19 protein-coding genes are annotated in these 22,348 nt (G+C 60.0%); 7 read left to right on the top strand and 12 right to left on the bottom strand.

The annotated features are described in order from the left end of the window. Positions 1–50: 50 nt before the first annotated feature. Positions 51–917: a hypothetical protein gene (locus ALTER154_RS04350; RefSeq protein WP_090251223.1), complete on the top strand. Its 867-nt coding sequence runs from the start codon at positions 51–53 to the stop codon at positions 915–917. Here the strand turns inward: ALTER154_RS04350 and ALTER154_RS04355 are convergent. The 4 genes from ALTER154_RS04355 to ALTER154_RS04370 form a co-directional block, all read right to left on the bottom strand. Further along, on the bottom strand, positions 906–3,629 hold the full coding sequence (locus ALTER154_RS04355) for a LuxR C-terminal-related transcriptional regulator (protein ID WP_160085404.1): 2,724 nt from the start codon (positions 3,627–3,629) through the stop codon (positions 906–908). The two genes, ALTER154_RS04350 and ALTER154_RS04355, sit on opposite strands and share 12 nt — an antisense overlap. A gap of 277 nt (positions 3,630–3,906) precedes the next feature. Further along, the gene (locus ALTER154_RS04360) at positions 3,907–5,274 is read right to left on the bottom strand and encodes a DUF1329 domain-containing protein (RefSeq protein WP_160085405.1); all 1,368 of its coding nucleotides are present in this window, start codon (positions 5,272–5,274) and stop codon (positions 3,907–3,909) included. A gap of 34 nt (positions 5,275–5,308) precedes the next feature. Next, on the bottom strand, positions 5,309–7,204 hold the full coding sequence (locus tag ALTER154_RS04365) for a DUF1302 domain-containing protein (protein ID WP_160085406.1): 1,896 nt from the start codon (positions 7,202–7,204) through the stop codon (positions 5,309–5,311). A 361-nt stretch (positions 7,205–7,565) separates the two neighbouring features. Further along, the gene (locus tag ALTER154_RS04370) at positions 7,566–9,248 is read right to left on the bottom strand and encodes a fatty acid--CoA ligase (RefSeq protein WP_160085407.1); all 1,683 of its coding nucleotides are present in this window, start codon (positions 9,246–9,248) and stop codon (positions 7,566–7,568) included. Between the two features lie 182 nt (positions 9,249–9,430). On the opposite strand from ALTER154_RS04370, the gene ALTER154_RS04375 reads away from it, so the two are divergent. Beyond that, positions 9,431–10,606, top strand: coding sequence for an acetyl-CoA C-acyltransferase (locus ALTER154_RS04375; protein WP_160085408.1), 1,176 nt, complete (start codon positions 9,431–9,433; stop codon positions 10,604–10,606). Between the two features lie 75 nt (positions 10,607–10,681). On the opposite strand, the gene ALTER154_RS04380 is transcribed toward ALTER154_RS04375, so the two are convergent. The 6 genes from ALTER154_RS04380 to ALTER154_RS04405 form a co-directional block, all read right to left on the bottom strand. Continuing rightward, positions 10,682–11,293, bottom strand: a complete 612-nt coding sequence (locus tag ALTER154_RS04380; RefSeq protein WP_160085409.1) for a DUF2846 domain-containing protein — start codon at positions 11,291–11,293, stop codon at positions 10,682–10,684. Between the two features lie 89 nt (positions 11,294–11,382). Further along, positions 11,383–12,540, bottom strand: coding sequence for a phosphatidylserine/phosphatidylglycerophosphate/cardiolipin synthase family protein (locus tag ALTER154_RS04385; RefSeq protein WP_160085410.1), 1,158 nt, complete (start codon positions 12,538–12,540; stop codon positions 11,383–11,385). A 123-nt stretch (positions 12,541–12,663) separates the two neighbouring features. Then, positions 12,664–12,996, bottom strand: a complete 333-nt coding sequence (locus ALTER154_RS04390) for an amidase (protein ID WP_160085411.1) — start codon at positions 12,994–12,996, stop codon at positions 12,664–12,666. Further along, on the bottom strand, positions 12,993–14,084 hold the full coding sequence (locus tag ALTER154_RS04395; RefSeq protein ID WP_256665682.1) for a serine hydrolase: 1,092 nt from the start codon (positions 14,082–14,084) through the stop codon (positions 12,993–12,995). Before ALTER154_RS04395 ends, ALTER154_RS04390 begins: the two co-directional genes overlap by 4 nt. 226 nt (positions 14,085–14,310) lie before the next feature. Then, positions 14,311–15,096, bottom strand: a complete 786-nt coding sequence (locus ALTER154_RS04400; RefSeq protein ID WP_090249000.1) for an MBL fold metallo-hydrolase — start codon at positions 15,094–15,096, stop codon at positions 14,311–14,313. Positions 15,097–15,183: 87 nt separating this feature from the next. Further along, a complete protein-coding gene (locus ALTER154_RS04405; RefSeq protein ID WP_160085413.1) occupies positions 15,184–16,077 on the bottom strand; it encodes an acyl-CoA dehydrogenase in 894 nt (297 codons plus the stop codon). 291 nt (positions 16,078–16,368) lie between these two features. Here ALTER154_RS04405 and olsB point away from each other — a divergent pair, with 291 nt between their 5' ends. Next, entirely contained in the window at positions 16,369–17,127 is a 759-nt protein-coding gene (gene olsB / locus ALTER154_RS04410; protein ID WP_090249004.1) for an L-ornithine N(alpha)-acyltransferase, read from the top strand. Between the two features lie 83 nt (positions 17,128–17,210). After that, on the top strand, positions 17,211–17,990 hold the full coding sequence (locus ALTER154_RS04415) for a 1-acyl-sn-glycerol-3-phosphate acyltransferase (RefSeq protein WP_160085414.1): 780 nt from the start codon (positions 17,211–17,213) through the stop codon (positions 17,988–17,990). Here the strand turns inward: ALTER154_RS04415 and ALTER154_RS04420 are convergent. Further along, the gene (locus ALTER154_RS04420; protein ID WP_160085415.1) at positions 17,987–18,571 is read right to left on the bottom strand and encodes an ACP phosphodiesterase; all 585 of its coding nucleotides are present in this window, start codon (positions 18,569–18,571) and stop codon (positions 17,987–17,989) included. The genes ALTER154_RS04415 and ALTER154_RS04420 overlap by 4 nt on opposite strands. A 127-nt stretch (positions 18,572–18,698) precedes the next feature. Here ALTER154_RS04420 and ALTER154_RS04425 point away from each other — a divergent pair, with 127 nt between their 5' ends. The 3 genes from ALTER154_RS04425 to ALTER154_RS04435 are packed head-to-tail and all read left to right on the top strand — an operon-like array spanning position 18,699 to position 21,273. Then, entirely contained in the window at positions 18,699–19,001 is a 303-nt protein-coding gene (locus ALTER154_RS04425) for a helix-turn-helix transcriptional regulator (RefSeq protein WP_090382593.1), read from the top strand. A 38-nt stretch (positions 19,002–19,039) separates the two neighbouring features. Further along, positions 19,040–20,206, top strand: a complete 1,167-nt coding sequence (locus tag ALTER154_RS04430) for an MFS transporter (RefSeq protein ID WP_160085416.1) — start codon at positions 19,040–19,042, stop codon at positions 20,204–20,206. Positions 20,207–20,223: 17 nt separating this feature from the next. Next, positions 20,224–21,273 carry an alkene reductase gene (locus tag ALTER154_RS04435; protein WP_090249014.1) on the top strand — a complete coding sequence of 350 codons (1,050 nt, stop codon included), beginning with the start codon at positions 20,224–20,226 and terminating at the stop codon, positions 21,271–21,273. A gap of 204 nt (positions 21,274–21,477) precedes the next feature. On the opposite strand, the gene ALTER154_RS04440 is transcribed toward ALTER154_RS04435, so the two are convergent. Further along, positions 21,478–22,323, bottom strand: coding sequence for an ATPase (locus ALTER154_RS04440; protein WP_160085417.1), 846 nt, complete (start codon positions 22,321–22,323; stop codon positions 21,478–21,480). Positions 22,324–22,348: the final 25 nt, after the last annotated feature.

Genomic DNA, 22,348 nt, shown 5'->3' on the forward strand with positions numbered 1-22,348 from the left:
ACTCTGCAGTTGATTACTCTGAACGCCATCGCCGCAGGATTATTGTTGTGCTGACCACGCTACCACGCCGCCTTTGCCTACCGCTGGCCATCCTTTTGCTGGTTCTGCTAACACCCGTACAGGCCACTGAGCTGTTCTACCTCGGGCAGAAGATTCCCGATATCCACAAGCCTTGGAACAGCGCCGACTACCAGCAACTGCTGGAAGCGCTGAACAAGGTCGACAACACCCAGCTCAACGCCCTCCCCCGGCGCAGCGGCGAGTTCACCGGGCCGATCTACCAGCGCATGGTCAGCGAAGAGAACTTCCGTCCTCAGCTCAACATCTACGCACCCCTGGAACTGCGGCAGAACGAAGCCCGCGAAGCGCTGTTTCGCCTCAAAGAGCTGATGCGCCTGTACTTTGATTTCCGCGCCGTGCAACAGCCCTATGCCGCCGAGGCGCTGGGCCTGATGAGTTATTCACTGCGCCAGCAGGCGGTGCTGTTTACCCTGACCACCGAATTCTGGATGACCCTCTCGGAAAGTGAGCAAAGCAACCCGGTACGCCTGCAAGGCCTGCATGAAACCAAGGCCGCGGCGGCCATGCTCACGTCCAGCGCACTGGACTACCTGGGCCTGACCAAACAATTTGGCCGTGAAGAACTGGTGCTCTACAGCGCCGAGCTGAGCAAACAGCTGCCAGAGCTGTTTATTCATTTGAGTGGGGAGGTGCGTGAAACCCTGCTGCAACGCGTCGAGCAACTGGCGCAGCAGCATGCCTACGCAGAAGTACAGGCGAACATGCGCGAACTGCAGCCAGTGCTGCTGAGCATTCAGCAGGATGTTCAGGAGAAGCTCGCGGCCGCCGCAGCACAACCGCGCAAGGCACCTACGCGTAGCCTCGACCTGTCAGTACCCGTTGAGTCAGCGCAATAGCCCCAGGCTCTTGGCCCGCGCCACGGCCTGGGTGCGCCGCTCCACCCCAAGCTTGCTATTGATGTGCCGGGCGTGGGTTTTCACCGTGTGCAGGGAGATAAACAGGCTGTCACTGATTTCCTGGTTGGAGCAGCCTTGGGCGATTAATTGCAGCACGGACAATTCACGCGAACTCAATGCATCGACCACTCCCGCGTAATCGTCGTGGCTGACGACGTTCGCTGACTGCGGCAAGTGCTGCAACAAGGCTTCAATTAACGGGCTGGCTTCATACGCCAGCAATTGCTCACGCAACCACTCAGGCTGCCGAGTCAGCAGGCCATGAAAGGGTAATAAACCGCCACCGGCCGCTGCCTGCAGCGCACTGCGCAACTGCTGCTGTGCTTCACGCTCACGCCCGTTGTCGCACAGCAAGGCGGTCAGCTGCATCTGCGCAATCGCCCCCAGCAGCTGACCGCCGGCGTTCTGCGCCAGCTGGCTCAAACCGCGCAAACGCCGCTCGGCGAGTTCGTCTTCACCCTGCAGACGTTCGTGGGTGGCCAGATGCAATTGGATATGCAGCGGCAGCTGCGGATGGAACTCCGGGGCCGCAGCGGCCTGTTCACCGCCGTAGGTATCCAACAGACGACTCAGCCAGACCCCCGCCAGCTCGGCTTGCCCCTGGCGCAGCCACAGCTCACATTTGGTCAGGGTGATCATCGCCAGGTAATAGATCGGCGGAATGTCCCAGATATGCATCAGCCGCTCAGCCTCGGCCAGCTGAGCAAAGGCCTCCGGCAAGTTACCGCTGCGCCCTTCCAGACTGGCCAGTACGCAGTAACCGATCAACACGCTGATATCACGGCAGCCACGCGCTTCGGCAATCCCAGCCAGCAAACGTTGCCGGGCCTGTTGCGGTTGCAGGCGCAGGCTCAGCAGATAACCTTCATAGAGGGTCAGTCGCCCGCGCGCTGCATACTGCCGCTGAGCCGGCAGACGGGCCAGGCGTTGCTGGCCGTGACGCACCTCATCGAGCGCCCGCAGCACTTCGCCGCGGGCTTGCAACACCCGCGCGCGATCATAATGGGCCAGCGCCTCGAACAACGGGTTACCAACGCGCTGCGCTAGCTCCAATGCTTCGCGGTTCAGCCCACGGGCACGCCACAGATCACCGTGCACGATCGCCAGGTTGGCCAGGCTAGACAGGCACATCAGGCGTTGCCCATAACGGTCCAACGGCAAGCAACTCAACGCTTCGCTGCAATAGGCCTGGGCCTTGGCACTGTCACCGCGCCCCCGCGCAATCACCCCGCTCAGGGCCAACCACTGTGCCAGCAGGCCTTCTTGCTCGTTGCGCTCACGGGCAGGTAGAAAGCGCCCCAGCTCAGCCAGCAGTTCTTCGGCAGCATCCAGTTGGCAAGCCAACGCCAGGGCCCAGCCATACAGCAGAATCAGACGCGGCGTGCTGGTCAGCAGGCTGTCCGGCAAGTCCATCTTCCAGCGCAGTAAAGTGGCGACATTCTGCTCGGCCAGCAGTTGCTCTTCGGAGAGGTTCTGTACCAGGTTCGCGGCCACATCCGGTTGGCCGGCACGCAACGCCTGCTCAATGGCCTCATCCAACAAACCTTCGGCACTGAACCAGCGGCATGCGCGCAAGTGCAGGCCGGAAGTGGGCTGCGGACGACTGCGCAGCAGGTCGGAAAACAGGTGGTGATAGCGAAACCATTTGCCCTGCTCATCCAGCGGCACCAGAAATACCTGATGCGCCTGCAGGTGGCGAAGTATCGCAGCGCTGTCATGGGCATCACGCAGGGCATCGCACAGTTCTGCGCAAAAGCGCTCTTGGCTGGCTGTTTCATAGAGAAAAGCCTGCACGTCCGCCGGCTGGCGCTCTATCACCTCCTCCAGCAGGTAGTCGTGAATCAACCCATCACCACCTTGCACATGCGCCGGTAGCGCGGTCGACTCCTGTGCCTCACTGATAGCCAGGGACCAGAGGCGTAACCCTGCGACCCAACCCTCACTGCGCAACAACAAGGCTGTCAGCGCATCAGCCGACAGCTCAGCCCCCTGCAACCTCAGCAGCTCAGTGCTTTCAGTGTCCGTCAGGCGCAAGTCCTGCTCATGCAGCTCCAGTAACTGACGCGACAAACGCAGCCGCGCCAAATGCCAGTCCGGGCGCTGACGGCTGGTCACCAGCATCACCAGGCCAGCTGGCAGATGGCTCAGAAAAAACTGCAAACAACGGTCGAGCACAGCACCTTGAGCCAGGTGATAGTCATCCAGCACTAGCAACAGCGGTTTCTGCGGGTCAAGACAGAGCGCCAGCTCATCAAGCAGGCCATCGAGCCATTCTTCGAAAGCAAACGGCTGATGCCGTTGCCGCAGCCGCAGCAGTCCGAGTGCTTCTTGCCCGAGCTCAGGGAAGAACTGCTGTAGGCCACTCAGCAAACGCTCCAGAAAGCGCCCAGGGTCACTGTCCCGCGAACTCAAACCCAGCCACAGGCTTTGCCACTGTTCTGGCAGATGCTCGCAAAACTCAGTGGCCAATGAGCTTTTACCGAAACCGGCCGGCGCAGTAACCAGCAGCAAACGACCCACCAGACCGCCCAGCAGACGCTCACACAACCCTGGGCGCGGCACATAACTGGCCGGCAAGGGTGGGCGATAGAAATGCCCGCCGAGCCCACTAGGCGCAGCCACTAAGCCAGAAATACGGGATAGATCAGTCATCAGCCAGTTCTTGTAGTAGTCAGGCAGAGGCACTACCAATGCCCCGCAGACTAGCCGCTTGATGCCTGCATTTGAAGCCCTTGCGACCATCCAGTAGCAAACAGCAATGATTGATTATCCATTTGCTGGATGATCACTGGCGTTGTCCAGGCCTAAAAAATAGCCGAAAGCCACTATTAACGGCGCCTAGCGAGAACCCGACGGGGTGCCGCCAAGAATGGTAAGCCATAAAAAAACCGGCCCAATGGGCCGGTTCTTTATGCAGCGTGAGTCAGGTTTAGCGCACGCCAGCCTGGCGCAGGGCCGCTGGGGTGTAATCGCTTTCCTTGGCTGGGTAGCCGAACTCGTAGGCACTCTTCTCTTCGTTCTTCATACCCAGAGCCAGGTAACGACCAGACAGCATGTCGTACAGGGTCTCGATGCTGTACCACGGCACTTGCTTATCGTAGTAGTACTGAGCATGGGCTTCAGCCACACGCCACAGGGTACCGCGACCGTCGTAGTGATCGATGACAGCAGCTTGCCAGGTATCTTCGTCGAGGTAGAAGTCACGCTTGGCATAGATATGACGCTCGCCCGACTTCAGGGTCGCAGTCACATTCCATACGCGGTGCAGCTCGTAACGGGTCAGATCCTGATTGATGTGGCCAGCCTTGATGATCTCGTCGTACTTCAACTTCGGCGAGTCCAGACGGTAGCTGTTGTAAGGAATGTAGATTTCCTTTTTACCGTTGAGCTTCCACTCGTAACGGTCAGGTGCACCGTTGTACATGTCGAAGTTGTCGGACGTACGCAGGCCATCAGCAGCGGTACCTGGACCGTCATAAGACACCTGCGGTGCACGACGCACGCGGCGCTGACCGGCGTTGTACAGCCATGCCAGACGTGGCTCTTTCACCTGGTTGAGGGTCTCGTGTACAAGCAACACGTTACCTGCCAGACGCGACGGAGCCGTTACGCGCTGTTTGAAGTAGAACAGTACGTTGCTTGGCTTGCTGTTATCAGCATCCTGCAATGCGCCACGGAAGGTGAACTCATCCTGGAAATACACCAGGCTGTAGGAACCATTCGCTTGAGGAGTCGCCTGGGTGACCAGACGCTTCACGCTGCCGCCACGGTAGCGGGTGATGTGGTTCCAGATGGCTTCCAGGCCATCCTTTGGAATCGGAAAGGGGTAAGCCTGGTCGAAGTTCTCCAGACCGTTACCGCCCTCAACCATCTTGGTGTTGACGGCGTTGTTCTTCGCAGCAGCCAAAACAGCATCCGGCATGGTTGCCGTACGATGAGTTGGGAACACCGGCATTTTGAAGCTTTCCGGATAACGCTTGAACATCGCCAACTGACCTGGGGTCAGCTTGTCTTTATATTGATCAACGTTTTGCGCAGTGATGGTGAACAGCGGTTGCTCACTTGGGAACGGATCCGACAGGAAGCCTGCGGAATCCGCAGTACCCGCGCTGGCTGGCAGGCCGCCAGTCCAAGCTGGAATCGAACCGTCAGCGTTACCGGCCATTTCCGCGCCGACTGGTGTCAGCGTGGTACCCAGTTTGGCTGCTTCATCCGGCGATACTGCCGCCATCACACCACTCGCCAACAGCGAAAGTGTCAGGGCGCCAGTTTGCAGCAGACTTTTTGTTGTTTTCATAGTCATAGTCGTCCTCAAAATCTCGTCCGCTTACTTAGAAGTTCACGCCAAAGCTGAGCGCAACAAAGTCGCGGTCAATTGAAGTGTTGTATTTACCACCAAAGAAGTCGGTGTAGGCCAAACTGGCGGTATAGGTGTTCTGGTAGTCAGCATCCAGGCCCAGGCTGACAGCCTTGGCACCTTCAGTGAACAGGCCATTTGGACCGTAGCCGTCAACGTCATGCGACCAGGAAACACTTGGCTTCAGGTTCACGCCTGCGAAGACATCGGGATAATCCCAGATAGCACGAGCGCGATAGCCCCAAGCAGTAGAAGTAACAAAGCCATCATCTTCACAATACTTGGACTGGTTTTCGCGGCTAGCAGTACCCAAAGTACTTCCATTGAGCGTGCTACAGGTATTCAAGCCGCCAGTAGAAGGCAAAGGACCAGGACCAAAGACAGGATCACGACCGTAACGGATATCACTCGAACTTTCGAGTCCCCCAACATGCACAATCCCAACTTCGCCAACCAAGGTAAGACGACTAGCGCCCATTACCTGATCAAAGAAGTGAGTAAATGTTGTCTGGAACTGAGTGATCTCTTTACGTTTATAACCGTTAACCTCTTGGCCTGGCTGCCCGTCAATGAGTGATGCGTTACCGAACAATCCACCCAGTGGGTTGACACCTGCGAATAGGATATCAGTTGTGTTAAATAGAACCGGGGCATTAGGACGATAGCTAACCTCACCAGCCATAGCAGTGCCAGTAGGTAGCGTTGTCGAGAAACTCAAACCGTAAAGCTGAATATCTTCTGGGTACTCAAGAAAATAATTCGAGTTCCCAGCAATTAGCAACGGACGTAAAGGCTGTAAGTTAACGTTAGTAGTAAAAGGCGCGCTGTTTGCGATCGCATAAACATCTGCACCAGGCCCAGCAGCACTAAAAGCAGGCGTACGGCTATGGTAGTTCATAAAGTAGGCACCGAACTCTGTATCGAGTGCCTGTGAGAAATAACGGAAAGCTGTCCCAAACTGGCCGCTATCACGAGCATCGCGATCACCGCTACGCTTTACAACAACACCTTCAGTTGTTTGAGTAATAGCAAGGTCTGAGCGACCCAAGAGACCCACAGTGTTATTGATACCGGCTCGAGCAGCCGGATTATTACTCAATACAGCCAGGTTATCGGTGCACCCATCAGCAATAATGTCTGGTTGAGCAAAGAAAGTACCGCAGTTATCAGTTACAGTTTGATCCCACTCAAGCTGATAAAAAGCCTCCATTGAAAGATTTTCGGTCAAGCTCTGGGATACATAGAACATATTGACCGGAATCAAACCCTCTTTAATTTCGGCACCTGGGCGGCGAAAGGCCGATACATCAACTGGGTTAATCTCGTTGATGCTGTTGCGGATAAAAGTACTTTCACCCCAACTTACAACTTGTTTGCCTAAACGAACCGAGCCTGGCTGATCACCGATAGCATAGTTGTGGTAGACAAACGCATCGAGAATCTGTGAACCAGAGGACTGAGCCCCTTCTTTGCGATTGCTATCGCTGATGTCTTTAAACAGGCGGCTTTCATCTTTCAGTTCGAAGTCATACCAGTACTTACCGCGTACGAACACACCGGTATCACCGTATTTCAATTCAAGGTCATGAATACCTTTGAAGATTTTGGAGAAGGTTTCACCGCGCTTGAAATTCTGACGCGAATCATCAGTGGTCTGCGATAGGCCGTCACCACCGTTATTAGAACCAATCAGATCTGGATCCGCGCCACGCACCGACCAGCTCGCGCCAACCGACAGGGACGAGTCGAATTGACCTTCGATTTCACCGATATTGAAAGTAACGCCGAATGCAGGTGCGGCGAGGGTGGATGCGAGGCTGACGGCCAGTGGCAGTTTTGCCAGGCGCCAGGTTTGTTTTGTTTTTGTCATCGACGCTACTCCATGTGTTTTTTGTTATGGATGGTGCGGACTATAGCCAGCGGGTACTTCTGCTTGATCCCTCTAAAGTGTGATTTGCAGCCCCCAGGCACTCTGGCTCGCAGGTTTCGGCGTGGTTAGCACAGCCGGCAGAGCCAAGAATGGCTTGGAATGAGCAATTAGCAAGCCAAACGCTTGTTTGACTGACCAGTCACCGACACGGACTTGGGATGACGTGCATCGAGGAGTGAACAACACCCTGTAACCCGCCCCGGTAAATTGTTTAACGTCCCCCTGGAAGCCCCTAAACAACTAGCGTTGAGACTGAAAACTCAACGGGCGAGGCATGCGCTTCGCCCGTAACACAAGGTGTTCAGACTGTGGATAGAAATGGGCTGCCGGATGCTTGCCACTGGGCGATATCCAAGCGAATACGTTTCTTATCCAGCTTGCCGACGCTGGTCTTGGGAACTTCGGTAACAAGGGCAATCTGCGATGGTATCGCCCATTTGTTGATGCTGCCCTGATCGACAAAAGGCTTGAGGTGTTCCTTAAGGCCCTTGGCATCCAAGCTCTGACCTTCGCGCAATACCAACAGGGCAAACGGCCGCTCGCCCCACTGCGGATCGACCACACCGACCACCGCTACTTCACGTACTGCCGGGTGACGGCTGATCAGGTCTTCCAGCTCCAGGGAGGAAATCCACTCGCCGCCGGTCTTGATCACATCCTTGATGCGGTCGCGAATATCGATAAAGCCGAAGTCATCGATGGTCGCCACGTCACCGGTGTGCAGCCAACCGTGCTCCCACAGTTCTGCCCCCTTCTCCGGCTCACGGAAATAGCCTTGAGTCAGCCACGGCGCACGCAACACCAGTTCGCCCTGTGTTTCGCCATCAGCAGGTAACAGGGTGCCGTCGGCAGACATGATTGCCGCTTCCACCAATGGCACCGGCACGCCGGCCTTGATGCGGTAGGTGGTGCGTTCATCTTCACTACCGGCCATCAGCTCATCGTTGATATGGCCACAGGAAATCAGCGGACAGGTTTCCGACATGCCATACGCGGCAGTCAGCTGGATGCCCCGGGCCTTGGCGGCCTCATACAGCGAACGATTCAGCGCGCTGCCACCAATGATCATCTTCAAACCGCCAAAATCATGGCCTTGAGCGCCTGGTGCGGCCAACACCATCTGCAGAATGGTCGGCACGCAATGGGAGAAGGTGACCTTTTCATCTTTAATCAGCCGGCAGAGCAGATCTGGCTCATAACGACCGGGATAGACCTGCTTGATCCCCAGCATGGTGGCCACATATGGGATACCCCAGGCATGCACATGGAACATCGGGGTGATCGGCATATACACATCGTTGGTGCCCAGCAGGCGGATGCTGTCCAGGCTACCCAGCACGCTGGCTTCGGCCATGGTGTGCAGCACCAGTTGGCGGTGGCTGAAGTACACACCCTTGGGGTTGCCGGTGGTGCCGGTGGTATAGAAGGTGGTGGCGACCGAGTTCTCGTCAAAATCCGGGAAGTCGTAGCGCGGGCTGGCGGCGGCTAGCAGGTTTTCGTATTCACCGACCAGGCCGCCCAAGTCGGCGGTTTTCTCAGCCGCATCGGTGAGCAGGATGGTCTTCTCCACCGTGGTCAGCTGGCTTTCGATACCTTTGTACAGTGGTACGAACTCGCTGTTGACCAGCACGAACTTATCGTCGGCATGGTTCATGGTGTAGAGGATCTGATCCGCCGACAGGCGGATGTTGATGGTGTGCAGCACGGCACCGATCATCGGGATGGCGAACATACACTCCAGGTAACGGTGGCTATCCCAGTCCATCACGGCCACGGTGTCACCGGCCTTGACCCCCGCCTCGGTGAGCACATTGGCCAGGCGCGCCACACGCTCGTTGAGGGTCGCGTAGCTGTAGCGCAGCTGATCGCGGTAGACGATTTCGCGGGTTTTCTCGTAGCGAATGCCCGACAGCAGCAGCCGCTTGATCAGCAGCGGCGCATTGTGAGCATTGTCAGCGGGAGCAATCAGACGGGTCTGCAGCATGGCGATACCTATTGTTGGTTTTTTCAGTGGGCCCAATCTAGAGGCCTAGCAGCCGGCTCAAATCAGCCCAAAGAATGATTTTTTGTGTGACTCTTTGGGCATTTTTAGTCACGCAGTAGAATCGAACGCTCGCATTCGATGTGTGTGACCTGCGACCTAATACAAAAACGAGGAGTTTCCCGATGTCCGATATCGTCATCGTCAGCGGCGCACGTACGCCGATGGGTGGTTTTCAAGGCAGCCTGTCGAGCATTGCTGCGGTTGACCTGGGTGCGGCCGCCATTCGCGCGGCAGTTGAGCGTTCAGGCATTGCTCCTGCCGACGTGCAGGAAGTAATCATGGGCTGCGTGCTGCCGGCTGGCCTCAAGCAGGGCCCGGCGCGCCAGGCATCGCTGAACGCTGGCCTGCCCGCTGCCACCGGCTGCACCACAATCAACAAGCTCTGCGGTTCGGGCATGAAAGCGGTGATGATGGCGTTTGATTCGCTCAAAGCCGGCAGCAACACCGTGATGATCGCCGGCGGCATGGAAAGCATGTCCAACGCGCCCTACATCATGACCAAGGCCCGCGCAGGCTTGCGCATGGGTCACGGCGAGATCAAGGACCACATGTTCCTCGACGGCCTGGAAGATGCACGCACCGGCCGCCTGATGGGCTCCTTCGCCCAGGAAACCGCTGACCAGTACGGCATCACCCGTGAGCAGATGGATGCCTACGCCATCGAGTCGCTGAAACGCGCCCAGGCCGCCATCGCCAGCGGTGCGCTGGATGCGGAAATCGTCCCGATCACCGTCAGCGGCCGTAAGGGCGATGTCGTGGTCAAGGATGACGAGCAGCCGCTGAACGCTAATCTGGAGAAAATCCCCGGCCTGAAACCGGCCTTCCGCAAGGACGGCAGCATCACCGCGGCCAACGCCAGCTCGATCTCCGACGGCGCCTCGGCGTTGCTGTTGATGACCGCTGAAGAAGCCGCCAAACGTGGCCTCACGCCGCTGGCGAAGATCGTTGCCCATGCCACGCAGAGCCAGGACCCAAGCGAGTTCACCATCGCGCCGATTGGCTCGATCACTAACCTGCTGAAGAAAACCGGTTGGGACAAGGCCGACGTTGACCTGTACGAGATCAACGAAGCCTTCGCCATGGTCACCATGCTGGCTATTCGTGAACACGGCTTGGATCACGCCAAGGTCAACGTCTACGGAGGCGCTTGCGCCCAGGGCCATCCGGTAGGTTCCACCGGCTCGCGGATCATCCTGACCCTGATCAACGCGCTAAAGAACACCGGCGGCAAGCGCGGCATCGCCTCGCTGTGCATCGGTGGCGGCGAAGCTACAGCTGTAGCGGTTGAGCTGATCTAAAAGGATCGACGCATGGCCGCAATGGCCATGCTCACGTTGCGGTAACGGGCCAGCCTTGCGCTGGCCCGTTGCGTTTTAGATGCCGATCTTATCCAGCGACTTGCCGACCTTGCGCCAGAAGCTGCGCTGCATGCGCTCGGTTTCGCCGCTGGCTGCAATGCGCTCGAAAGGCTGGATCTCACGGGTAGTGCTGATTTCTGTTGCGGCCACTTCGCGGGACACCAGTTGCAGCGGGCCATCACCCTGGCTGACTGCCTGCTCATTGACTGGCGGCGGGTTGAGTTCGTCATAGCGCAGGTAGTAAATACCACCGGCTTCGGCGTCCAGGGTAAAGCTGCTGATCAGGGTGAAGTCCAGCGGACCGTCAGCGAAGAAGGTCCAGTGCGTGCCAAACAAAGGCCGGCGCATTTCCAGCTGATAACTGGCGATATCAAACTCCAGCACCATGTAGGCATTGCTCGGCAGGCTGCCGATACGCGCGTTGTTCAGAAACAGCGCCGGAGCTTCCAGCTCCTGATCCGCCCAGTCGCTCTGCGGGCGGTAGAAGTAAACCAGCGCGTGGTTGTCATCGCTGAGCACATGCTCACGAAACGCTTCGCCCTCGGTGGCGCCAAAGAACGCCCCAGGGGTCGAGCAACCACTCAAGGCAACCACCAACAGCACCGCAAGCCAGGGCAGACCACGCATCGACAGCATCCTTATTCGAGTTATAGGCCGAGCATAGCGGCGCCCTGCCCGGCCTACACCAGACAAAAGTGCGGGCCGAAAAGTGCGGGTTAGCGGCGACGATCGAGCAGGTTGACCAGCAACTGATCCAGCGCGCCCCAGATGGACTGCTGCAGCCGGCGCCACCAGGGCCGTGCGCGCCAATCGGCCAGGGTGATTTCCTGGCTATCGGCAAAGTCCGCCTGAAAGCTCGCCGCCACGCTGGCGGTAAAGGCAGGATCGAGCGCTTCGAGGTTGGCGTCCAGATTGAAGCGCAGGTTCCAGTGGTCGAAGTTGCAGGAACCGACACTGACCCAGTCATCCACCAGCACCATCTTCAGGTGCAGAAACCGTGGTTGGTACTCGAAGATCTGCACCCCAGCCTTGAGCAGACTGGCGTAATAGCGCTGCCCGGCAAAGCGCACCGGCGGATGATCAGTGTGATGCCCGGCCAGCAGCAGGCGCACGTCTACACCCCGTTTGGCCGCTTGGCGTAAGGTGCGGCGTACCCGCCACGTCGGCAGGAAATACGGTGTAGCCAACCAGATACGCTGCTTGGCGCCACGTAAGGCGCGCACCAGAGAGAGCAGGATGTCGCGGTGCTGCGACGCATCGGCAAAGGCCACCCGACCCAAGCCCTGCCCCAGCGCTGGCAAAGCCGGCAGATTCTTCAGGCGTAACGGCATGCGCGGTCGCCAGGCGATCCACGCCTGAGACGCCTGCCACTGACGCTCGAACAACTGTTGCCAGTCGGCCACCAGCGGCCCGCTGATTTCCACCATGACTTCATGCCAACGGCTGCTGTCTTGCTCCGGCTGCCAGAATTCATCGGTCGCGCCCGTACCGCCGACAAAGGCAAATTGCCCATCGACCAGCAGCAGCTTGCGGTGATCACGGTGAAAGTTGCGCACGCCGTGCTTCCAGCGCAGCGGGTTGTACCATTGCACCTGCACGCCGGCCGCCTGCAGAAGCTGACGATCCGCCGCATGCAGCCCCTGCGCGCCAAAGGCATCCAACAAACAGCGCACGGCAACACCACGCTGAGCCGCCGTGCAGAGCGACTCGAGCAGGGCTTTGCCACAGGCTCCACTTTCCACCAGATAGAGTTCAAGTTCGACCTGTCGCTGCGCGGCGTCGATGCGCGCCAGCATCTGCACGAAAAACTGCGGCCCGTCGATCAGCAGCGTCAGTGCGTTACCGCGGCGCCAAGGAAAGACGTTATGCGGCATGACAGTTCACGTTGCAGTTGATTCTGCGCATTGCGTCTCACGCATGGGGAATGGAGACGCCACCATAGCCGCCCAGCAGGGCCTTGCAAACCCTGCCGGCGGGACGAACAGGTCGCCACCCTGTTACGGCAGCGGCGCAGCCTGCGGTAACAACTGGCAACCCTGACGCGAGCCCAGCCACTGAGCACTCTGGGTGCTGCCCAGGCCGCGCGCGGTCACACGCTTGTTGGCTTGGTCGTCGAAAAAGCCGGAGAGCGAAACATACTGCGCCACATACGCCTCGCAGTAGTCGGCCGGGTTGTTCGCCACATAGCGGCACGAACAATATTCCTTGGCCGAGTAGGCGCCGATGATGCCGGGGAAGGCTTGCAGGTGTGCGCGGTTCTGCCAGGCAAGAGCAGCGAGCAACAGCACAATCAGCAACAACAGGCTGCTGAACGGACGACGACGAATCATGGCTGCACCTCATCGGCCAACGCGGCGAGAACCAACTTGAGGAAATGGTTGCGATCAAAGCTGCCATCGCGATCATCGGCATAGCGCACGATCACCAGGTTCTTGCTGGCGATCACATACAAGCCCTGCCCCCAGTGCCCGGACGCCACCAGAGTATCCTCCGGCGCATCCGGCCACGGCCTGCCCGCACCGGCTACCGCCGCGTTCAGCCACCACTGGCCGCCCGGTACTGCTTCGCCGGGCTTGTCGGCTTTTGGCTGGTAGTTGGCAAAGGGCGTGCGGTTGAAGTCGACCCAGGCCTTTGGCAGTAACTGCTGCTCGCCCCAGCGACCATCGTGCTGCATCAGCAGGCCGACACGGGCCAGGTCGCGGGCGCTCACATAGACGTAGGAAGAACCAACAAAGGTGCCGGCGGCATCACGCTCCCATACGGCAGTGGTAATGCCGAGCGGATCGAACAATGCAGTCCAGGGGTAATCGGCGTAAGCCGCTTCGCCTACGATGTTTTTCAACGCAGCGGCGAGCACGTTGGTATCGCCACTGGAATAGCGGAAGCGCTCGCCCGGCTCGGCATCGGCGCTGTGCGCGGCGGTGAACGCCGCCATATCACTGCGACCGCGGGTATAGAGCATTGCCACCACCGAGGATTTCAGCGGCGCATATTCATAGTCTTCCTGCCAATCCAGGCCCGAGGCCCAGTTGAGCAAATGCCCGACCTTGATCTGCGGGTGTGCAGAAAACGGCGGGTAGTAATCCGCCACCGGCGCATCCAGACGGAAGAGGCCCTGACCATAGGCCACACCCATGGTGGTGGCCAACAGGCTTTTGGCCATCGACCAGGTCAGGTGTGGCGTGGCGGCAGTGGTCGGCGCGGCGTAGCGCTCGTAAACCACCTGGCCATCGCGGATCACCAACAGGGCATCGGTACGTACGCCCTTGCGGGTGGCGTCATCGCGGGCCGGGAAGGCATAGTTTTCCAGCTCGCTGAGCGCGGCGCTGGGCGCGACCAACTGGCTGTCCCAGTCGTTGCCAGGCCAATTCTCGGCGTGCGCCGTGGCGCAGCCTAGGGCGAAGATGCACGCCAGCATCAGCCGCCGCGCGGGAAAGGGAGTAAAGGACATAGAGCCGCCTCTGCTGGGATCGAAGGCGGCACCGTAGCATGGCGCTGATGACGACAAAAAGCGCCGAACACGCCGGTTTAGCCGGTGATTCGGCGCGAAAAGTCACTGTGCGAAAAGCTGTTAAAAGTCTCGCGAACGAGAAACCTGTTTTTAACGCTGCAGGGCCGACGCGCAGCAGACTTCAAGCTCGCACTTATTTAGGCAAACGGAAATCTTCCGGCCCCATCAGATCCATGCCGCACTCCAGGTTCTCGATCCAGTAGAGGAAGGCATTGATCATTTCCGCGCCGACAAAAGGCCGGCCGTGCTGCGGCACGATCATCGCCACATCCATCTCTCGGACCATCGCCGCCCACAGGCGGCAGACCTTGTTACTGGCCATATAGCGTCGGTGAAAGCCGAGCATGTTCGGCACATGGTTGACGAAGTCGCTCACCGGGTGCGCGTCATCAACCATCGAGGCGCCCATATCGCCGGAAAACAGGATCTTGCTCACCGGGTCATACAGCTGGAAGTTGCCCACCGAGTGGAGAAAGTGCGCAGGCACCGCCTTGAGCGTGCATTTGCCCAGGGCAAACGACTGGCCGCGATCTGGCAGCGCGATGATCCGGTCAAAGGTGTTGATGCCACGGCTGAGTGCCAGGTAGTTGGCCGTCAGATGCGGCAGAAAACGCGCCCAGAGCTTGGAGCAGATCACCCGCGCACGCGTGTGCAGCAGCCATTTGTCCAGCGAGGCGATGATGTCCGGGTCCTGGTGCGAGGCAAAGATGTAAGTCAGGTCCTGCACCGGGATGTGCTTGGACAGCTCCAGCGATAACGGCGTGTAAGTCAGATCGCCGCCCGGATCGAGCAGCAGGTACTGCTCGTTGTCGGTGATCAGAAACTGGTTGGACTGCACGCCCTCCCCGCTGACCAGATCATCGAACATCATGCATTGATGCTCGCCGTTATCGAACAGCACTATGGGCTCGCGTCGCATGGCAGGCTCTCTCCCGAAAGCCCGCGAGCTTACTGACGCAGCGGCTCAGCCTTACTGATCTGGATCAAGCCGGCACGCCATGCCGAGTTAAAGGTTGATGCCGAGCACAGCCTGCGCCTTCTGCAGACGTTTACTGCGCGCGCTGCCGGCAATCGCCAGCAGGCCTTTGTCGCGCTGCCAGAGCTGCGCCCAATGCGCATCACCCGCAGCAAAGGCGTTGCCCAAATCAGGGCGCAGGCTGTCGAACTGGGCAAACAGCCCAGCCAGCATCACGTGACTGCCCGCCGCACTTGGGCATTGCCGCGCCACTTCCGCGCAGCCGGCCAGCAAGCCGAGCAAGCGCAATTGCAGGGCCTGCGACCAGGCCGACTCCTGGCCCACACCAAACAGCCAGGCGGTCAGCGCCGCCAGCACGTGAGTGTCTTCCAATGTGCGGAAAGGTTTTACGTAGTCATCCCAGCCATCGCCGGGCAGACGTTCGCACTGCGCACCCTGCAGATGCAGACGGCCATGGCTGACATCCGGCATCAACGGCAACGCTGGCAGCGTCTCGATCTGCACACCCGGCGCGCCATTGCGCACCACGCCCAGGGCCAGGGCCAGCTGCACCGGCGCATCGCCAGCTTCCTCACGCGCAGCCACCAAGAGCCAGTCAGCGGCTTCGGCGGCGGTGACAAAATCCTTGCGGCCATCAAGGCTCAGCGCATCGATCCGCGTCGTCATATCAGCCGGGCGGGTGCTGCGGTTTTCGGTGACGCACAACGCGCCCAGGGTCCAGGGCGCTGCCGGCCAGAGTGCGCGCAATGCGCCCTGGTAACCGGCGAGAAACGCCAGCCCCGGTGTCGCCGCCAGTCGTCCTCCGAGCAAGGCCAGCTGCAACGGGGCCGGGTGGCCGATGCGTTCCAGCAGGCTGGCGTACCACTCCTCCAGCCCCGCGACCGGCAGACGCGTTTGCGGGCTCAACAACTGTTGCCAGGGCATGCATTGCTCCTTGTTGGGGTTATCGAAGTCACTGTCACACAAGCATCACCAAAGATTCACGGAGGTGACACCGCCGCTACCTAGCCTGAGCTTGCCCAACAAGATCGACCGGCTGCAAGGCAAAAAGCCGGCTAACTAGGCCAAGTGAAAACGTCGCGAGCGAAGGTTAGGCAAGGCGAAAGCAAGCGAGGAAGCGGAGTGTACGAGTTGTACATGAGCATTCCGAGGTTGCTTTCAACGCGGCATAACCGAGCGCAGTAGTTTTCACACGGCCGAAATGGAGATGACGGCATGACCCAAATGGCAATCACCCGCGACCGCACCACCCCAGCTCGTCGCCTGCAGGCCGAGCGCTTACACGGCGCTGCCGCCCTGCGCGAAGCCCAGGCGCTGCGCTTTCGCGTATTCAGCGCCGAATTCGATGCCAAGCTCAAGGGTGCCGAACTGGGCCTGGACATGGATGACTACGACATTCACTGCCAACACATCGGCGTGCGTGATCTCAACAGCGGTGAGCTGGTGGCCACTACCCGCCTGCTCGACCACCGCGCTGCCGCCAGCCTGGGGCGCTTCTACAGCGAAGAAGAATTCAGCCTGCACGGCCTGCCGCACCTCGAAGGCCCGGTGCTGGAAATCGGCCGCACCTGCGTCGACGCGGCCTACCGCAACGGCGCAACCATCGCCGTGCTTTGGGGCGAGTTGGCCGAAGTGCTTAACGAAGGCGGTTACCGCTACCTGATGGGCTGCGCCAGCATCTCCATGCAGGACGGTGGCATCCAGGCCCAGGCGATCATGCAGCGCCTACGCGAACGCTACCTGTGCACCGAACATTTGCGCGCCGAACCGAAAACTCCGCTGCCGGCGCTGGATGTGCCGAGCAACGTGATCGCCGAAATGCCGCCGCTGCTCAAGGCCTATATGCGCCTGGGCGCGAAGATCTGTGGCGAGCCGTGCTGGGACCAGGATTTCCAGGTCGCTGACGTGTTTATCCTGCTCAAGCGTGACGAGCTGTGCCCGCGCTATGCACGGCACTTCAAAGCTGCTGTTTAACAGCAGGTCGGAGCAATGTTGCACAACTCGCCGGCACTCTGTAGACAGTGCCGGCGTTTGTGTTTTTGTCGCGAGAGTGTTCGATGAAGAAAGTGCGTTTGTACCTGCGCCTGGCGCGCCTGCTGCTGGTGATCAGCTTCGGCACCCTGCTGGCGGCAGGCATCACCCTGCTCGAACGGCTGGTGCAGCATGACCTGATGCCAACCCGTCAGCGCCTGACTCGCTGGTTTCTCGCGCGCCTGGCAGGAGCGCTGCCATTCCGCTTGCAGGTGCAGGGCGAGCTGCCGCGCCAGCCGATGCTGTGGGTCAGCAACCACGTGTCCTGGACCGATATTCCGCTGCTCGGCATGCTCACTCCGCTGTCCTTCCTGTCCAAGGCCGAGGTACGCACCTGGCCGGTGGCCGGTTGGCTGGCGCACAAGGCCGGCACCCTGTTTATACGCCGCGGCTCGGGTGATAGCGGCCTGCTCAGCCAACAGCTGGGCAACCACTTACAACGCGGGCGTAACCTGCTGATCTTCCCCGAAGGCACCACCACTGATGGGCTGGGACTGCGCACCTTCCACGGCCGCTTGCTGAGCAGCGCGATCGACAGCGGGGTTTACATACAGCCAGTGGCCATCCGTTACCTGCGTGATGGCAAACCCTGCAGCGTGGCGCCGTTTATCGGCGATGACGACATGCTCTCGCACCTGCTGCGCTTGCTCGGCAGCGAGTTGGGTGAAGTGCAGATCCAGCTGCTGACACCGATTGCCAGCCGTGAGCTAAACCGCAATGCCCTGGCTCGCGCGGCGCAGCAAGCGATCAGCCAGGCGCTGTTTGGCACAGCTGAACTACGCGAGGAAGAAAGCCGGGCCGCTTAATCAACGAGTCCACGCTCGCGCGCCACGAAGGCCTGCAGCTCGGGATAGAACTGGCGAAAATCCTCTAGCAGCGGCTGATACAGCCGCTCCAGCTCGGCCGCACCGCCCGCCAACAACCCAGGCCGCGACAGCCGCCGATCAATCCCCGCGACCACCTGCTCCAGCACGGCAAATTCGCGGTAACTGCCCAGCCAATCCTGTGCGGCCATGCGTGGCGCGATCAGCGCCAAGCGCTCGGGCAACTGAGGCTCGGCGGCCAGCACCTGATAAACCCGCCCGGTAAAGCGCGGCAATGGCTCGGCGGCATAGTCGCCCCAATTCAGCGCCAGGCAGTGATCGAAAAATACATCCAGCAAGATGCCGCTGTAGCGGCGCCGCTCAATGGCAAAACGCGCCCGTGCCTGCGCTTGCAGCGGGTGGCTGTCGGTGAACACATCGATGCGCCGATGCAGACGGATCGCCGCCTCGATATCCGCCGGCCACTGCCCGGCCAGCGGCCCTTTGACGAAATCGCCATACAGACTGCCCAGAAGTTGTGCCGGTGCGTCGCCGCCGAGGTGTAAATGTGCGAGGTAATTCATGGCCACAGCTTACACATCAGCCGCCGTGATGATGACTATCGCCACGAACGATCTGTATATCGCCAGCAGCCGATATAAAGTTCGCCCCATCGCGATATGGCGTTATAGCACACAGGGGATAACCCGCATGCAACTCGACATCGATGAAGTGATCAAGGCCTTGGCCCATCCGGTGCGGCGCGACATCCTGCACTGGCTAAAGGACCCACAGGCATATTTCGCCGACCAGGATCATCCGCTGGAAATCGGCGTATGCGCCGGCAAGATCGACCAGCGTACAGGTCTGTCGCAATCGACGGTCTCTGCGCACCTCGCAACTCTGCAGCGCGCCGGCCTGATCAGCAGCAAGAAGGTCGGCCAGTGGAACTTCTTCAAACGCAATGAAGAGACCATCCAGGCGTTCCTTAACCATATCAGCCAAGCGCTCTAAACCAACTTTTACATTCACTTTTTTCAGGAGCTGACGGCATGCCTGCAGCGCTTCTCGTCCTCGCTTTGTCCGCGTTTGCCATCGGCACCACGGAATTCGTCATCATGGGCCTGCTGCCAGAAGTGGCGGGCGACCTCGGCGTGTCGATTCCCGGCGCCGGTTGGCTGGTCACCGGTTACGCCCTGGGCGTGGCAATCGGCGCACCGTTTATGGCCCTGGCCACCGCCAGTTGGCCGCGCAAAGCCTCACTGCTGACGCTGATGAGCATCTTTATCGCCGGCAACCTGTTCTGCGCCCTGGCCAGCGATTACCAGATGCTCATGCTCGCCCGGGTCATCACCGCCCTCTGCCATGGTGCCTTCTTCGGTATCGGCTCGGTGGTGGCCGCCAGCCTGGTGCCGGCCAATCGCCGCGCGTCAGCAGTCGCTTTGATGTTTACCGGCCTGACCCTGGCCAACGTGCTGGGCGTGCCACTGGGCACCGCCCTGGGTCAGTACGCCGGCTGGCGCTCGACCTTCTGGGCCGTGACCCTGATTGGCGTGATTGCCCTGATTGGCCTGTGGCGAGTATTACCGAGCAAAACCGATGAAACCAAGGCCGACTTCGCCAGTGAAGTGCGCGCCCTGCGCGGTGCCGGCTTATGGCTGGCGCTGAGCACCACGGTGTTGTTCTCTGCGGCGATGTTTGCCCTGTTCACCTACATCGCGCCGCTGCTTGGCGAAGTCACTGGCGTATCGCCCAACGGCGTAACCTGGACCCTGCTGTTGATCGGCCTTGGCTTGACCCTGGGCAACGTGCTCGGCGGGCGCCTGGCCGACCGCAGCCTGAAAGCCACCCTAATCGGCGTATTCGTCGCCATGGCGGTGATTTCCACCCTGTTCAGCTGGACCAGCCAGGCGCTGATCCCCGCCGAAATCACCCTGTTCCTCTGGGCCACCGCCGCCTTCGCGGCCGTGCCGGCCTTGCAGGTCAATGTGGTGGCTTTTGGCAGCGGCGCGCCGAACCTGGTGTCGACCCTGAATATTGGCGCCTTCAACCTCGGCAACGCCCTCGGCGCCTGGGTTGGCGGCCTGGTGATCGCCGAAGGCTTCGGCCTGACCCGCGTACCCCTGGCCGCTGCAGCCCTGGCTGTACTGGCGCTGCTGGCCACCCTGCTGACCTTCAGTACCCGTAGCCCTGAACCCGAACTTGCACTCAACGAATAACCTGAGAGGACCGTCCCATGACCACACTTTTCGACCCGATCCAGATTGGCGATCTGCAACTCAACAATCGCATCATCATGGCCCCGCTAACCCGCTGCCGCGCCGATGAAGGCCGCGTACCCAATGCGCTGATGGCCGAGTACTACGTGCAGCGCGCCAGCGCCGGCCTGATCATCAGTGAAGCCACGGCCGTAACCCCGATGGGCGTCGGCTACCCGGACACCCCCGGCATCTGGTCGGATGATCAGGTACGCGGCTGGAGCAATGTGACCAAGGCCGTGCACGCTGCAGGCGGCAAGATCGTCCTGCAACTGTGGCACGTTGGGCGCATTTCCGACCCGATCTACCTGAACGGTCAACTGCCGGTCGCACCGAGCGCCATCCAGCCGGCGGGTCACGTCAGCCTGGTGCGCCCGATGAAGGACTTCGTCACCCCGCGCGCCCTGGAAACTGAAGAAATCGCCGACATCGTCGAGGCCTATCGCCTGGGCGCGGAAAACGCCAAGGCCGCCGGCTTTGACGGCGTAGAAATCCACGGTGCCAACGGTTACCTGCTCGACCAGTTCCTGCAGAGTAGCACCAACCAGCGCACCGACCGCTACGGCGGCAGCCTGGAAAACCGCGCACGCCTGCTGCTGGAAGTCACTGATGCAGCGATTGAAGTCTGGGGCGCTGGCCGCGTAGGTGTGCACCTGGCACCGCGTGCCGACAGCCATGACATGGGCGACGCCAACCGCGCCGAGACCTTCACCTACGTCGCCCGTGAACTGGGCAAACGCGGCATCGCCTTTATCTGCGCCCGTGAGAAGGAAGCTGACGACAGCCTGTCGCCAAGCCTGAAACAAGCCTTCGGCGGCGTGTTTATCGCCAACGAGCGATTCACCAAGGATCAAGCCAATGCCTGGCTGGCTGAAGGCAAAGCCGATGCAGTGGCCTTCGGCATTCCGTTTATCGCCAACCCGGACCTGCCGGCGCGCCTGGCGCAGGATGCCGAGCTGAACACGCCGCACCCGGAAACCTTCTACGGCAAAGGCCCGGTCGGCTACCTCGACTACCCAACACTGTAACGCGGTGATAAAACCTGCATAAAAAAGCCCGCCAATTGGCGGGCTTTTTCGTTGCTGCAACTTTAGAACTTGTTTCGGATCTCGCGAGCTAGAGTCCTGCAAGGCAAAAACCGGCGAGGAAGCGGAGTGTACTTTTGTACATGAGCATTCCGAGCCGGTTTTTAACGCCGCAGGGCCGACGCGCAGCAGATCCGACGCTGGTTCTCAGCGTGCGTCGATCTGCTGCTGCAAATTCTGCACCTGCGCCTGCAGGGTGCTGATATTGCGGCTCATCTGCGCGCGGAAGGCATCGAACTCGGCGGTGCTGCTGCCGGCGGAACGGGTTTCCAGGTCGCTTTTCAACACCAGCAGGTCCTGCTCCACACGGGCAATCGCCTGGCTGGAATTACCCTGTTTCTTCAGCGCATCGATCTCGCTGCGCAGACCGGCAATTTTCTCGTCGAACTTGCTCTGCCCGGCCAGTGCGCTTTTCAGGGTGGCTTGCTCGCTTTTCAGCGCGGCCTGCTCGGCAGTGAGCTTCTTCAGAGTGGCTTCGAGCTTTTCGCCACCACCTTCCTGGCCTTTCAGCTGCGCGGCCAGTTGCTCAAGGCGCTTGCTCTGTTCCGTGTTCTGCCCACTGGCGCCCTGCTGTTGTTTGCTCAGCTCGGCCAATTTGCTTTCCAGTTGCTTGACCTGCAGCTTCAGCGCTTCACTGCCGCTGGTGACCGAGGATTCGGTAGCCACTACCTTGCCGGAAATATCCTGAATACGACCGGCGGCTTCCTCGCTGATGCGCGCAAAGCTTTCCTGGGTCGCCACCAGTTGCTGCTCCATCAGGCTGATCTGCTGGAAACTCCACCAGCCGAGCCCACCCAGGGCAATCATCAAGGCACCAACCAGCGCCCAGAGCGGGCCAGTGCTGGCCGACTTCACCGGCGCAACGGCCGCCGCACGGCCATTGGCAGGGCTGCGCGCAGGCTCCGACTGCTCGGCGGCATAGTCATCGTGATCGCGGTGATCTGCCCGCAGGCTAGGCACGTGATCGAGTTCGTCGTTGGCATCGTTACGCATGGGTCAACCTTCAGTAGCAGAATGC

Origin of the sequence: Pseudomonas sp. 9AZ (assembly GCF_902506525.1) — a bacterium.
In the GTDB taxonomy this organism is placed as follows: Bacteria; Pseudomonadota; Gammaproteobacteria; order Pseudomonadales; family Pseudomonadaceae; genus Aquipseudomonas; species Aquipseudomonas peli.

Coding starts and splice junctions, on each gene's coding strand:
- ALTER154_RS04440 (WP_160085417.1), bottom strand. CDS start 22,323: ATGCGTAACGATGCCAACGACGAACTCGATCACGTGCCTAGCCTGCGG.
- ALTER154_RS04360 (WP_160085405.1), bottom strand. CDS start 5,274: ATGAAAACAACAAAAAGTCTGCTGCAAACTGGCGCCCTGACACTTTCG.
- ALTER154_RS04415 (WP_160085414.1), top strand. CDS start 17,211: ATGAAGAAAGTGCGTTTGTACCTGCGCCTGGCGCGCCTGCTGCTGGTG.
- ALTER154_RS04385 (WP_160085410.1), bottom strand. CDS start 12,540: ATGCCGCATAACGTCTTTCCTTGGCGCCGCGGTAACGCACTGACGCTG.
- ALTER154_RS04435 (WP_090249014.1), top strand. CDS start 20,224: ATGACCACACTTTTCGACCCGATCCAGATTGGCGATCTGCAACTCAAC.
- ALTER154_RS04400 (WP_090249000.1), bottom strand. CDS start 15,096: ATGCGACGCGAGCCCATAGTGCTGTTCGATAACGGCGAGCATCAATGC.
- ALTER154_RS04355 (WP_160085404.1), bottom strand. CDS start 3,629: ATGACTGATCTATCCCGTATTTCTGGCTTAGTGGCTGCGCCTAGTGGG.
- ALTER154_RS04395 (WP_256665682.1), bottom strand. CDS start 14,084: ATGCTGGCGTGCATCTTCGCCCTAGGCTGCGCCACGGCGCACGCCGAG.
- ALTER154_RS04405 (WP_160085413.1), bottom strand. CDS start 16,077: ATGCCCTGGCAACAGTTGTTGAGCCCGCAAACGCGTCTGCCGGTCGCG.
- ALTER154_RS04420 (WP_160085415.1), bottom strand. CDS start 18,571: ATGAATTACCTCGCACATTTACACCTCGGCGGCGACGCACCGGCACAA.
- ALTER154_RS04380 (WP_160085409.1), bottom strand. CDS start 11,293: ATGCGTGGTCTGCCCTGGCTTGCGGTGCTGTTGGTGGTTGCCTTGAGT.
- ALTER154_RS04390 (WP_160085411.1), bottom strand. CDS start 12,996: ATGATTCGTCGTCGTCCGTTCAGCAGCCTGTTGTTGCTGATTGTGCTG.
- ALTER154_RS04430 (WP_160085416.1), top strand. CDS start 19,040: ATGCCTGCAGCGCTTCTCGTCCTCGCTTTGTCCGCGTTTGCCATCGGC.
- ALTER154_RS04370 (WP_160085407.1), bottom strand. CDS start 9,248: ATGCTGCAGACCCGTCTGATTGCTCCCGCTGACAATGCTCACAATGCG.
- olsB (WP_090249004.1), top strand. CDS start 16,369: ATGACCCAAATGGCAATCACCCGCGACCGCACCACCCCAGCTCGTCGC.
- ALTER154_RS04425 (WP_090382593.1), top strand. CDS start 18,699: ATGCAACTCGACATCGATGAAGTGATCAAGGCCTTGGCCCATCCGGTG.
- ALTER154_RS04375 (WP_160085408.1), top strand. CDS start 9,431: ATGTCCGATATCGTCATCGTCAGCGGCGCACGTACGCCGATGGGTGGT.
- ALTER154_RS04365 (WP_160085406.1), bottom strand. CDS start 7,204: ATGACAAAAACAAAACAAACCTGGCGCCTGGCAAAACTGCCACTGGCC.